General features: G+C 69.6%; 12 protein-coding genes. 5 read left to right on the top strand and 7 right to left on the bottom strand.

Annotated features, from left to right (window positions below):
* Nucleotides 1-45 precede the first annotated feature (45 nt).
* From AB0I69_RS11660 to zapE, 6 genes are all read right to left on the bottom strand, one after another.
* Nucleotides 46-933: a PPK2 family polyphosphate kinase gene (locus AB0I69_RS11660; RefSeq protein WP_363095408.1), complete on the bottom strand. Its 888-nt coding sequence runs from the start codon at nucleotides 931-933 to the stop codon at nucleotides 46-48.
* 82 nt (nucleotides 934-1,015) lie between these two features.
* Nucleotides 1,016-1,807, bottom strand: a complete 792-nt coding sequence (locus tag AB0I69_RS11655) for a slipin family protein (RefSeq protein ID WP_363095407.1) — start codon at nucleotides 1,805-1,807, stop codon at nucleotides 1,016-1,018.
* A gap of 112 nt (nucleotides 1,808-1,919) precedes the next feature.
* Complete coding sequence (locus AB0I69_RS11650) at nucleotides 1,920-3,431, bottom strand: SulP family inorganic anion transporter (protein WP_363095406.1); 1,512 nt, start codon at nucleotides 3,429-3,431, stop codon at nucleotides 1,920-1,922.
* Between the two features lie 8 nt (nucleotides 3,432-3,439).
* Nucleotides 3,440-4,021, bottom strand: coding sequence for a carbonic anhydrase (locus AB0I69_RS11645; RefSeq protein ID WP_363095405.1), 582 nt, complete (start codon nucleotides 4,019-4,021; stop codon nucleotides 3,440-3,442).
* Between the two features lie 87 nt (nucleotides 4,022-4,108).
* On the bottom strand, nucleotides 4,109-4,507 hold the full coding sequence (locus AB0I69_RS11640; RefSeq protein ID WP_363095404.1) for a hypothetical protein: 399 nt from the start codon (nucleotides 4,505-4,507) through the stop codon (nucleotides 4,109-4,111).
* A 154-nt stretch (nucleotides 4,508-4,661) separates the two neighbouring features.
* Nucleotides 4,662-5,768: a cell division protein ZapE gene (zapE, locus tag AB0I69_RS11635; RefSeq protein ID WP_363095403.1), complete on the bottom strand. Its 1,107-nt coding sequence runs from the start codon at nucleotides 5,766-5,768 to the stop codon at nucleotides 4,662-4,664.
* A gap of 37 nt (nucleotides 5,769-5,805) precedes the next feature.
* Between zapE and AB0I69_RS11630 the strand changes: the two genes are divergently transcribed.
* From AB0I69_RS11630 to msrB, 4 genes are all read left to right on the top strand, one after another.
* Nucleotides 5,806-6,600, top strand: a complete 795-nt coding sequence (locus tag AB0I69_RS11630; RefSeq protein WP_363095402.1) for a pyrimidine reductase family protein — start codon at nucleotides 5,806-5,808, stop codon at nucleotides 6,598-6,600.
* 154 nt (nucleotides 6,601-6,754) lie between these two features.
* Nucleotides 6,755-7,228: an indole-3-glycerol phosphate synthase gene (locus tag AB0I69_RS11625; protein WP_327400594.1), complete on the top strand. Its 474-nt coding sequence runs from the start codon at nucleotides 6,755-6,757 to the stop codon at nucleotides 7,226-7,228.
* Nucleotides 7,229-7,351: 123 nt separating this feature from the next.
* On the top strand, nucleotides 7,352-8,743 hold the full coding sequence (gene murC / locus AB0I69_RS11620; RefSeq protein WP_363095401.1) for a UDP-N-acetylmuramate--L-alanine ligase: 1,392 nt from the start codon (nucleotides 7,352-7,354) through the stop codon (nucleotides 8,741-8,743).
* Between the two features lie 13 nt (nucleotides 8,744-8,756).
* The gene (gene msrB / locus AB0I69_RS11615) at nucleotides 8,757-9,164 is read left to right on the top strand and encodes a peptide-methionine (R)-S-oxide reductase MsrB (RefSeq protein ID WP_363095400.1); all 408 of its coding nucleotides are present in this window, start codon (nucleotides 8,757-8,759) and stop codon (nucleotides 9,162-9,164) included.
* Nucleotides 9,165-9,171: 7 nt separating this feature from the next.
* On the opposite strand, the gene AB0I69_RS11610 is transcribed toward msrB, so the two are convergent.
* Nucleotides 9,172-10,182: a thaumatin family protein gene (locus AB0I69_RS11610; protein ID WP_363095399.1), complete on the bottom strand. Its 1,011-nt coding sequence runs from the start codon at nucleotides 10,180-10,182 to the stop codon at nucleotides 9,172-9,174.
* A 210-nt stretch (nucleotides 10,183-10,392) separates the two neighbouring features.
* Between AB0I69_RS11610 and AB0I69_RS11605 the strand changes: the two genes are divergently transcribed.
* Nucleotides 10,393-12,255, top strand: a complete 1,863-nt coding sequence (locus AB0I69_RS11605; RefSeq protein WP_363095398.1) for a sigma-70 family RNA polymerase sigma factor — start codon at nucleotides 10,393-10,395, stop codon at nucleotides 12,253-12,255.
* Nucleotides 12,256-12,262: the final 7 nt, after the last annotated feature.

Here is a 12,262-nt window from a genome sequence, read left to right as displayed (position 1 = left end):
AGAAGGATAAAACTAATTATTCGGTCAATGACACGGGGTGAGCGGTCAGTCCGAGGCCGGCAGCCGTTCCCGGCACGCCTCCACGTCGAAGTCCGCCTTCGGGTACTGCGGATCCAGTGCCGTCAGGTGGTCCAGGAGCAGCCGGCTGATCGCCCAGTTGCGGTACCACTTGCGGTCGGCGGGGATCAGGTACCAGGGGGCCTCCGGCGTCGAGCAGCGGGCGAGGGCGATCTCGTACGCCTGCTGGTAGGCGGGCCACAGTGCGCGTTCCTCGATGTCTCCGGGGTTGAACTTCCAGTGCTTGTCCGGGTTGTCGAGCCGTTCGAGCAGGCGGCGGCGTTGTTGGTCGTAGGAGATGTGGAGGAAGCACTTGACGACCGTCACGCCGTCGTCGGCCAGGGACTTCTCGAAGCGGTTGATACGGCCGTAGCGGTCGTTGATCTCGCGGTGCGGGGCGAGTTCGCGGACTCGGGCGATGAGGACGTCCTCGTAGTGGGAGCGGTCGAAGATGCCGATCTCGCCGGGGTGCGGGAGGGCGCGTTTGATGCGCCAGAGGAAGTCGTGTTTACGCTCCTCCGGTGTGGGTGCCTTGAAGGCGCTGATCCGGCAGCCGGAGGGGTTGAACAGGCCGATGACGTGTTTGACCGTGCCGCCCTTGCCGCTGGTGTCCATGCCCTGGAGGACCAGGAGTAGGCGTCGCCCGTCGCCTGCCGTACTCGCGGCCCACAGGCGTTCCTGCAGGTCGGCGAGGTGTTCGCCCATCCGGGCGGTGTCCTTCAGGCCGGTCGCCTTGTCGGCCGGGCCGGCGGGGGTGCCCGCCGGGTCGTAGGAGGAGAGGTCGACCGGCTTGGCGGCGGGGATGCGCAGCAGCTCGCCGAGGGCGGGTGCCTTGCTCTTCTTGCGGTCCTCGCGCTTCGAGCCCTTCTTGGCCATGGGCGTCCCTTCCGGTCGGGTCCCTCGATCGTGCGGCGCGAGGGCGGGGCCCGCCAGTCAGCGACCGTGACCGCCGGTCGGGCTACTTCTCCACGGCCGGAGGGGGAGGGGGCTGTGGCTGCGCCCGTTCCAGGAAGCGCAGCAGTTCGACCGGGAAGGGCAGCACCAGGGTCGAGTTCTTCTCGGCCGCGACCGCCACCACCGTTTGCAGCAGGCGGAGTTGGAGCGCGGCGGGCTGTTCGGACATCACCCCGGCGGCCTCGGCGAGTTTCTTCGAGGCCTGCAACTCGGCGTCCGCGTTGATGATCCGGGCCCGCCGCTCGCGGTCGGCCTCGGCCTGGCGGGCCATCGAGCGCTTCATGGTCTCGGGGAGGGACACGTCCTTGATCTCGACGCGGTCGATCTGCACGCCCCAGCCGACGGAGGGGCTGTCGATCATCAACTCCAGGCCCTGGTTGAGCTTTTCGCGGTTGGAGAGCAGGTCGTCGAGGTCGCTCTTGCCGATGATCGACCGCAGCGAGGTCTGCGCCATCTGCGAGACCGCGAAGCGGTAGTCCTCGACCGTGATGATCGCGTCGGCCGCGTTGACGACCTTGAAGTAGACGACCGCGTCCACCCGGACGGTCACGTTGTCACGGGTGATGCCCTCCTGTGCGGGGATCGGCATCGTCACGATCTGCATGTTGACCTTGCGGAGCTTGTCCACGAACGGGACGACCATGGTGAACCCGGGTGCCCGCACCTCGCCGGCCACCCGCCCGAGACGGAACACCACCCCGCGTTCGTACTGCTTGACGACCCTGGCCGCCGCAGCGACGTACACCACGCACGCGGAACCGGTCGCCGCGCCCGCCACCAGCAGTTCCTGGAGCATCCTGACCCCCTCGTCGAGAGGCCGTTCTGTCTGCTCCTGCAAGGGTATGCCCGGTGCCCGCTCCGGGGCCACGATCACCCTCGGAGCAGACACCGGGCAGGTGCCGACGCGGTTATCGCGCGTTGACCTTCACCGGCTCGGTACCGGCCGCGCTGTGCCGCTCGGCCCAGTTCTCCAGGGCCGTACGGCAGGCGTGGTCCAGGTGGTGCAGACCGGAGAGGTGCAGTTCGATCGGCCGGTCCTGGGGGAGCGCCTCCAGACTGTCGAGGATCTTCGGCAACCGTAGGAAGGTCGCGTTGCCCGACAGATACGCCTGCACCGGGCCGGCGCCCTTGTCGACGACCTCCAGCTTGATGTGCGAGGCCTCCCACGCCGTCTTCGCGACGGCCAGCGCGAGGCCGATGAGGACGCCCTCGAACATGCTGACCGCGACGATCGACAGGGCCGTGACGACCAGGATCAGCGCCTCGCCCCGGTGCTCGCGCCACAGCGACACGATCTCCCGTACGGGGATCAGCTTGGCGCCGGCGTGCACCAGGATGCCCGCCAGGGCCGGGATCGGGATGTACGCCAGGACGTTCGGCAGCAGCGCCGCGAACAGCAGCAGCCATACGCCGTGCAGCACCCGGGACGCCTTCGTCCGCGCGCCCGCCTGCACGTTCGCCGCGCTGCGCACGATCACCGCGGTCATCGGCAGCGCGCCGAGCATCCCGCACAGCGCGTTGCCCGCGCCCTGCGCCACCAACTCCTTGTCGTACTCGGTGCGTTGACCGGAGTGCAGCCGGTCGACGGCCGCCGCGCTGAACAGCGACTCCGCGGACGCGATCAACGTGAACGCGACGATCGTGCCCAGCACACCGACCTGCGCCAGCTCACCGAACGCACTCAGCGGCGGCGGTTGGAGTGAACCGAGCAGCCCCTGCACCTCGACGGTAGCCACCGGCAGCCCGAAGACGAGCGCGGCAAGCGTCGCCAGTCCTACGGCGGCCAACGGGCCCGGCACCGTACGCACCTTGGCCGGCATTCGCTTCCACAGCACCAGTACGGCGATGGTGGCGGCGCCGAGCGCGAGCGAGGCCAGTGCCTTCGTGTTCCCGACGGCGTCGACGAGCGCGCCGGGCAGCTCGACTATCTTGTCCAGGCCCGAGGCGGGGGCCTTCGCCCCCGCCACCGAGTACAACTGCCCGGCGATCAGCACCAGTCCGATGCCGGCCAGCATGCCCTCGACGACCGAGACCGAGATGGCCCGGAAGTAGCGCCCCAACTTCAGGACGCCCATGGCGATTTGAAGCACGCCGGTGGTGAGCACGATCACTCCGAGGGCGGGCAGCCCGTACTCCCGCACCGCCTCGAAGACCAGCACGGTCAGACCCGCGGCGGGCCCGGACACCTGGAGGCTGCTGCCCCGCATGAATCCGGTGACGAGCCCGCCCACGATGCCGGTGACCAGACCCAGTTCGGCCGGTACACCGGAGGCCACGGCCACGCCCACGCACAGCGGGAGCGCGACCAGGAACACGACGAGCGAGGCCGCGAAGTCCTGCCGTAGATAAGGGAACTTGGTCGTGTCGTTGTTCTTCTTCAGGTCGTTCTTCTTGTTCTTCTTGTTCTTCTTCAGGTCCATGGCGCGACTCACAGGGCCTCGAACTGGTCGGTGTCCGCGCTGTGTTCGAGCACGGCACCGGTGTGCACCTCGTAGTACCAGCCGTGCACCCGCAGCCGTCCGTCCGCCAACCGCCGCTCCACACAAGGGTAGGAGCGCAGCCGCAGCAACTGGGCGAGCACGTGGTTCTGCACGGCCCGGGCGACCGTCGGGTCGTCCGTGTCGCTCGGGGCGGGCTCGTCGGCGGCGTGCGCGAGCCAGTCGCGTACGGCCGGTACGGCGGCGAGGTCGTCGCCGCGCACCAGCGCGCCGACGGCACCGCAGTGGGAGTGGCCGCAGACGACGACGTCCTGGACGCCGAGCACCTCTACGGCGTACTCGATGGTGGCCGCCTCGCTGGTGGGGTTGCCGGAGGCGTACGGCGGGACGATGTTGCCCGCGGTGCGCAGCTCGAAGAGCTGGCCGGGGCGGGCGCCCGTGATCAGGGCCGGGACGACCCTGGAGTCGGAGCAGGTGATGAACAGCACCTGCGGGGACTGGCCTTCAGCGAGTTTGGCGAACTCCTCAGGGCGTTGTCCGAACGTACGGGCGTAGTCGATGAGGGGCTGCATGGCGTGTTGGTTCCTCCTGGCGCGCCCTCTGGGCGCGTCGGGCTTGCATGACAGTGTGCGTGGGGGAATTGACTGCCTGCCCAGCTCTCAGCAGCGGAAGACCTGAAGTGCCGCCGGAGTGTGTGCTGTCGAGGATCTCGATGTGCGATGCCGCGCCGCGCCGGGCGCTGCTGATGTGCCTACGGCCGCCGGGTCCTCTGTGAGGAGCGGGCGCTCGGGTGTCTCGGGCCCGCAGTCGGCGGAGCGGTAACGGTCGCGCAGGCGCAGCGGGACGGTGGGAGTCCCATCGGCGCCGCAGTCGCGGAACGTGATGGTCTCGGCGCGCAGGGCCTTGCCGCTGAGCTTGAGCGCGGGCTGTGCTTTGGCCTCCGCATGACGCGCTGTGTGCGCGGGTGCGAAGGATTCCGTGGACGCGAAGAACTGGAGGGCGAACATGACGACAGTGAGGAGCATGACGACGGTCCGAGCCGTCTTACCTCGGAACATGCGCCCCCCTCCGGCCGGTTCGTGTTCCTAGTACGGACCAAGGCCAGGTCAATGGCTGGTCAAGAAACACGGTAGCCCAGTGAAGTTGTTTGCAGGGTTAACGCGGCGTTTCCGATGCGAGAGAGCGTGAAAAGCATGCCTGGGCTGGCGTGAACTAAGCGGTTTTGACGAGGCCCTTGGCGTCCCGGGCCAGCGCGGTGAGCCGGGAGATCGCGCGGAAGTACTTCTTGCGGTAGCCGCCGTTCAGCATCTCCTCGCTGAACAGCTGGTCGAAGGGCAACCCCGAGGCCAGGACGGGCACTTCACGGTCGTAGAGCCGGTCCGCGAGGACGACGAGCCGCAGCGCCGTCGACTGGTCGGGTATCGGCTGGACGTCGGTGAGGCAGACGGCCTTGAGGTCGTCGGTGAGGGCGCCGTAGCGGCTGGGGTGGACCTTGGCGAGGTGGTCCAGCAGGTGCGGAAAGTCGTCCAACGAGGCGCCGGCCGTGGCGTACGCCGCCTTCGTCACCTGCTCGTCGGAGAACGGCGCCGGGGCCTCCGGCAGGCCGCGGTGGCGGTAGTCGTCGCCGTCGATGCGCAGCGAGCGGAAGTGCGCGGACAGGCCCTGGATCTCGCGCAGGAAGTCGACGGACGCGAACCGGCCCTCGCCGAGCTTGCCCGGCAGGGTGTTGGAGGTGGCGGCGAGCGCCACGCCCGCGTCGACCAGCTTGCCGAGCAGGGTCGACACGAGGACGGTGTCGCCCGGGTCGTCCAGTTCGAACTCGTCGATGCACAGCAGGCGGTGGCCGGAGAGGGTCTGGACGGTCTTCTGGAAGCCGAGCGCGCCGACCAGGTTCGTCAGCTCGACGAAGGTGCCGAAGGCCTTGAGCGAGGGTTCGGCCGGGGTCGCGTGCCAGAGGGAGGCCAGGAGGTGGGTCTTGCCAACGCCGTAGCCGCCGTCGAGGTAGACGCCACGGGGGCCGGCGGGCGTCTTGGCGGCCTTGCCCTTACCGAAGCCCAGGAAGCCGCGCTTGGCGGTGCCGGCGGCGTGTGCCCCGCCGAGTCCGGCGGCGAAGGTCTCCAGGACGCCGACCGCCTCGGTCTGGCTGGGCTGGTTCGGGTCCGGGATGTACGTGGCGAAGCGCACCGAGTCGAAGCGCGGCGGCGGCACCATCTCGGCGACCAGCCGGTCCGCGGGGACGTACGGCTCACGGGCGCACAGGGACAGCGGGGCCGCGTCTGCTATCGGGCTGATCCCGGAGGCGGCAGTGGAGGACGACACGGTTCACCACTCTAAGGGCCGTGCCACACTGCACGACATGCGACGCCTGTTCCCTGTGACGGATGAAACAGCAGCCCAGGCCTCGAACGGGGCCCCCGATGCGCGTGGGACGGACCGGGAGTGGGGGCTCTCGGAGCTGGCGGAGGCGTACGCCTACCCCGCCGGGAGCGCCCCCTGGCTGCGCGCCAACATGGTGTCCACGCTCGACGGGGCCGGTCAGCACGAGGGCCGCTCGCAGCCCATCTCCGGTGACGCCGACATGCGGATCTTCGGCACCCTGAGGGCGCTGGCCGATGTCGTGGTCGTCGGTGCGGAAACGGTACGCCAGGAGGGCTATCGGCCCGCACGCGCGCGTGAAGAGTTCACGGCGGCACGCGCGCGTGCCGGACAGGGGCCGGCTCCCGTGATCGCGGTCGTCACCGCGAGCCTCGACCTGGACTTCGCGCTTCCGCTTTTCGCCTCACCCCTGGTGCCGACGCTGATCCTGACGGGCGCCCAGGCGGCGCCGGACCGGATCGTGGCCGCAGAGAAGGCGGGCGCCCGGGTGGTGGTCGCCGGGGACGGTGCCGGAGTGGACCCCGCGCGGGCCGTAGCGGCGCTCGCCGACCTGGGGCACACCCGGCTGCTGACCGAGGGCGGGCCGCGGCTGCTGGGGCAGTTCGTGGCCGCCGGGGTGCTCGACGAGCTGTGTCTGACGCTCTCGCCGATGCTCGTGGCGGGGGAGGCGCAGCGGATCGCGGGCGGGCCGTCGGTTAAGGTTCCCCAGCACTTCGAACTGGTGTCCCTGCTGGAAGAGGCCGGGTTCCTGTTCGGTCGCTACCGTCGGACCTGAGAACGGGCGGAATGATCCGTTCCGTTTGGCTTTCGACGGGCACACTAAATCCGGCAGTACCCGTGCGATCACGGGGCAGGATGGTTTCCGCAGGGCCTGGACGGCCCACGGAGGAGAGAGGACCCGCGGGTCCTCGAAGGAGAAGGGGCGCCTGGTGTTCACAAGCGTACTGATGATCGAGAAGGCCCTTACGTCCGCCGACGTGGAGTTCGTCACCACCTTGCACGGTGACGAGACCGTCTCCTTCCACGTGTTGCTCCAGCCCCGCGGCGACCAGGCGGACCGCCTGCTGCGGGCCATCGACGACGTCGCCCTCGGCGAACTCGACGAGGCGGCGCACGAGCGGGAGACCCCCGAGGGCAAGGACGCGGCGGCACTCGGCACGCAGGCCCTGGAGGTGTCCCTGACGGCCCTGCACGCGGCCGGCAGCGAGGCGCAGGGGCGGCTCATCGAGGACCACCCGCTGGACGCGCTGAAGACCCTGGTGGACGAGATCGGCGCGGACGAGGTGATCGTGCTGACCGATCCCCACTACGTGGAGGAGTTCTTCCACCGGGACTGGGCGTCGCGGGCGCGTCACAAGGTCGGTGTACCGGTGCTGAAGTTGTTCTCGCACAGCAAGGAGTAGCGGTCGGCGGGACGGCCGACGGGTGTCCGTGATTGTCAGTGGCACCGCATAGGCTTGCCGCTGAACGTCCGCCGAACCAGCAGCGATCAAGTCGTACGAGCACGCACGCACAGGGAGACACACATGGCACCCGGCCTTCCCACCGCCATGGACCGACCGCACTTCATCGGCATCGGCGGGGCCGGGATGTCGGGGATCGCCAAGATCCTCGCGCAGCGCGGGGCGAAGGTCGCGGGCAGCGATGCCAAGGATTCCGCGACCGCCGACGCGCTGCGCGCCCTGGGTGCCACCGTGCACATCGGGCACGCGGCGGAGCACCTCGCCGACGACGCCACCTCCGTGGTCGTGTCGTCGGCGATCCGCAAGGACAACCCCGAGCTGGCGCGCGCGGCCGAGCTGGGCATCCCGGTCGTCCACCGCTCGGACGCCCTGGCCCGCCTGATGGACGGGCTGCGCCCGATCGCCGTGGCCGGCACGCACGGCAAGACGACCACGACGTCGATGCTCGCGGTGTCCCTCACCGAGCTGGGTCTCGACCCGTCGTACGCGATCGGCGGCGACCTGGACGCCCCCGGTTCGAACGCGCTGCACGGCGACGGCGAGATCTTCGTCGCCGAAGCGGACGAATCGGACCGCAGCTTCCACAAGTACGCCCCCGAGGTCGCGATCGTCCTCAACGTCGAACTCGACCACCACGCCAACTACGCGTCCATGGAAGAGATCTACGAGTCCTTCCAGACCTTCGCCGACCGGATCGTGCCGGGCGGCACCCTGGTGATCTCGGCGGACCACGAGGGCGCGCGGGAGCTGACGCGACGGGTGGCGCCGGCCTCGCTGAAGACGGTGACGTACGGGGAGGCGGAGGACGCCGACGTACGCATCCTGTCCGTCGTCGCACAGGGCCTGAAGAGCGAGGTGACCGTCCTCCTCGGTGGTGAGGAGCTCACCTTCACCGTCTCGGTCCCCGGCCGGCACTACGCCAGCAACGCGGTCGCGGCCCTCGCCGCGGGCGTCGCGCTCGGCATCCCGGCGGCGGAACTGGCGCCCGCGCTCGCCGCGTACACGGGCGTGAAGCGGCGCCTCCAGCTCAAGGGCGAGGCCGCCGGCGTCCAGGTGATCGACTCCTACGCCCACCACCCCACGGAGATGAGCGCCGACCTGGAGGCGATGCGCGCGGCGGCCTCCTCCGCGCGGCTGCTGGTCGTCTTCCAGCCCCACCTCTTCTCCCGCACCCAGGAGCTCGGCAAGGAGATGGGCCAGGCTCTCGCCCTCGCGGACGCGTCGCTGGTCCTGGACATCTACCCGGCCCGCGAGGACCCGATCCCCGGCGTCACCAGCGACCTGATCATCGAGGCCGCGCGCGTCGCGGGCGCCGACGTGACCCCGGTCCACGACAAGGCGGACGTACCCGAGGCCGTAGCGGGAATGGCGAAGCCCGGTGATCTGGTTCTCACCATGGGAGCGGGCGATGTGACAGACCTCGGCCCGCGGATCCTGGACCGTCTCGCGAAGTAAGGGGCTGAGCTTCATGTCGTACGACGTCGAAAAGCCGGACGAGGAATGGCGCGCGGAGCTGAACCCGGCCGAGTACGCGGTGCTGCGGCAGGCCGGCACGGAGCCAGCCTTCGTCGGTGAGTACACCGACACCAAGACGAAGGGCGTCTACTCCTGTCGCGCCTGCGGCGCCGAACTCTTCACCTCCACGGAGAAGTTCGAGTCCCACTGCGGCTGGCCGTCCTTCTACGACCCGAAGGACACCGACGCGGTCGAACTGATCCAGGACCGCTCGCACGGCATGGTGCGCACCGAGGTGCGGTGTGCTCGGTGCGGGTCGCATCTCGGGCACGTGTTCGAAGGTGAGGGGTATGCGACGCCGACCGATCAGCGGTACTGCATCAACAGCATCTCGTTGCGGCTGACGCCGGAAGGCGAGTGACCGCGGGTCATGAGCCGGTCGTCCCGAAGGTGATCTTGTAGTAGCAGGCCCCCTTGCACGGCATCGTCGCCCCGTCGTCGAAGGCGTACGAGTAGGCGTAGGGGGCCGCTCGCTTGAAGACCTGGGTGTAGTCGACCGGCCACTTCGCGGGGACGCAGTGGTCGCGGCCCGCCCAGGCGCCGCGACAGCAGTACGTGTCGCCGCCGAACGCCGCGCAGGGCGGCTTGCAGCCGACGACCTGGCCGCCCGACGCTGCCTGCATCGCGGTGGGGCAGTCGACGTCCGAGGTGCAGACGCCCTTGTAGCAGCCCGAGGAAGTGACCGGGTCGACGGTCGTGGTGTGCGAGATGTTGATGTACATCGGCAGGTTCGAACCGTCGACCATGCTCACGTCGTAGAAGTCCATCCCCGCGTACGCGTCGAACGTGAACTCACCCAGTGTGGTGGGCGGGTTGGCGCCCTCGCACACGCTGGTGCAGTCACCGGTCGCGCAGTGGCCGGCGGCCGTGGCGGTGCAGCCCGTGCGGCCCCAGATGCGGCCGCCCCAGTTGTTCGCCACCGTCACCGACAGGCTCTGGCCCGGGGCGAGTCGGCGGCCCGCCGGGTAGACGGACGTGTTGGTGACTATCGCCCAGACCGTCTTCGGGGTGCGGTTGACGACCGTGATGAGGCGCTTGCCGGCGGGGGCCGTCGAGGGGTGGTCCGGTGCCGGTTCGGCGGCCTTGGCGGTTGGCCTGGGTGTGTTCTTCTTCGGCGCGGTGGCCTTGGGGGAGGCCGAAGGTGAGGGAGAGGCCGAGGTGCTGTGGCTCGGCGAGGGCGACGTTCCTCGGGAGACGGCCGGGCGCGCTGCCGTGTCCTGGTCGGCCGTCGTGCGGGTGCTCCCCGTTCCGGACGGCGTCCACACGCCGTAGGCGATCAGCACGGTGGCGGCCGTCGCGACGGCGGCTGCCGCGACGTACCACCAGCGTCGGCGGTGTCGCGCCGGGCTCGCGCCGTGTCTTCTGCGTCCTCGTGCCATCGTCCTCGCGCCTTCCTGATGCTCTTCGGATGCGGTCCAGATGCGGTCCTGCCTATCGGTGACCTTCTCGGCGGTGGCCCGACAACATAAATTCGGACGCGACCGGCTGATTTCTTTTGTTGTCCTGTTTTCTGTTGTCCTTGCGCGTGTCAGCGGTCTCCGAATCAGAGAGATGCCACGGCCGGACCACACGCGGAGGAACGAACCCAGATGCCCGAGAAGCCCAGAAGCGGACCCGACGCGGGCGTGGTGACGGCCGCCTGCGCGGGGGACCGACCGGCCCTGGACCACCTGGTGACGCAGTGCCTGCCGCTGGTCTACAACATCGTCGGCAGGGCCCTGAACGGTCACGCCGATGTCGATGACGTCGTACAGGAGACGCTGTTGCGCATGGTGCGGGGGCTGCCGAAGCTGCGGGACCCCTCCGCGTTCCGGTCCTGGCTGGTGGCGATAACGATCAGGCAGGTTCGGGACCGTGAGCAGGTGCGGGCCACGGACCGCGACCGCAGGGCGCAGCTGGAGGACGCGGACGCGATCACCGACCCCGCGCTCGACTTCGCCGGACTGACCATCCTGCGGCTGGGGTTGACCGAGCAGCGCCGTGAGGTCGTCGAGGCCACGCGCTGGCTCGACCCGGACGATCAGGAACTGCTGTCCCTGTGGTGGCTGGAGGAGACCGGCGAACTCGAACGGGCCGAACTCGCCGGTGCGTTGGGGCTGTCCGACCGGCATGCCTCCGTCCGGGTGCAGCGGATGAAGAAGCAGATGGAGGTCTCGCGGGTGGTGGTGCGGGCGCTGGTGGCCGAGCCGCGCTGTGCCGAGCTGGACGAGACGGCTTCCATGTGGGACGGCACGCCAAGTGCCTTGTGGCGTAAGCGGTTTGCTCGTCACATCCGTGGTTGTGGGGTGTGCCAGGGGTTGGACGAGGGGCTGCTTCCGATGGACCGGCTGCTCAGCGGGCTGCCGCTGGTGGCGGTGCCGGCTCGGTTCGACGTGTCCCGGATCCTGGACGCCGTCCCAACTGCCGTTCCCTCAGGGCATGGTGGAGCGCGTCGGCGACACGGGCGCCGGTCCGGCCGTATCGGCGGCAAGCAGATCGTGGGTGGTTCGGCGGCGGTCGCCGTCGTCGTGGTGGCCGCGTTGGTCGCGCCACGGCTGACGGGGGGTTCCTCTTCTACGACGGCTGTGACATCGCCCGCTCCGGCGGTCAGCGTCTCCGCGAGCCCCACGCCCTCGGCTTCTCCGAGCGCTTCTCCGAGCCCGTCCGCCACGCCGATGGCCAAGCCGAGTCCGTCTCCCTCGAAGCACACCGCCGCCGCACCCGCGCACATCGCCTCCGGTGCCAAGAAGGGCGTCGGGGTGTGGTCGTTCGGCGGGGTGAGTCAGGCGCTCGCCGCGAGCGGTGCGAGTTGGTACTACACCTGGTCCACGCAGCACTCGGGGATCACGACGCCCTCGTCGGGGTCGTTCGTGCCCATGATCTGGGGAGCGAAGTCCGTGACCGACTCCTCGCTGGCCCAGGCCCGGGAGTACGGGCCGTATCTCCTGGGGTTCAACGAACCGGACATGGCGCAGCAGTCGAACATGACGGTCGAGCAGGCGCTGGAGCTGTGGCCCAAGCTCATGGCGGCGGGCAAGATCCTGGGCAGCCCCGCGGTCGCCTACGGCGGGGACACGGCGGGTGGCTGGCTGGACCGGTTCATGTCCGGGGCCAGGGCGAAGGGGTACCGGGTCGACTTCATCACGCTGCACTGGTACGGCGGCGACTTCCGTACCCCGCAGGCCGTCGAGCAGTTGAAGGCGTACCTGGCCGCCGTGTACGCGCGCTATCACAAGCCGATCTGGCTCACCGAGTACGCGCTGATCGACTTCTCCCAGGGGACCCGTTTCCCGTCCGCGCAACAACAGGCCGCCTTCGTGACCGCGTCCACCAAGGCGTTGGACGGGCTGTCGTATGTGCAGCGCTACGCCTGGTTCGGGCTGGGTGCGGACCCGTCGAAGCCGAGCAGTGGTCTCTTCACGGACGGTACGACGACGACCGCGGCCGGGCGGGCGTTCCAGGCGGCGGGCTGACACACGC

It is taken from the genome of Streptomyces sp. NPDC050508 (assembly GCF_040655155.1).
In the GTDB taxonomy this organism is placed as follows: Bacteria; Actinomycetota; Actinomycetes; order Streptomycetales; family Streptomycetaceae; genus Streptomyces.
The sequence above is the reverse complement of the archived record's forward strand: the minus strand, read 5'-3'. Positions and strand labels throughout refer to the sequence as shown.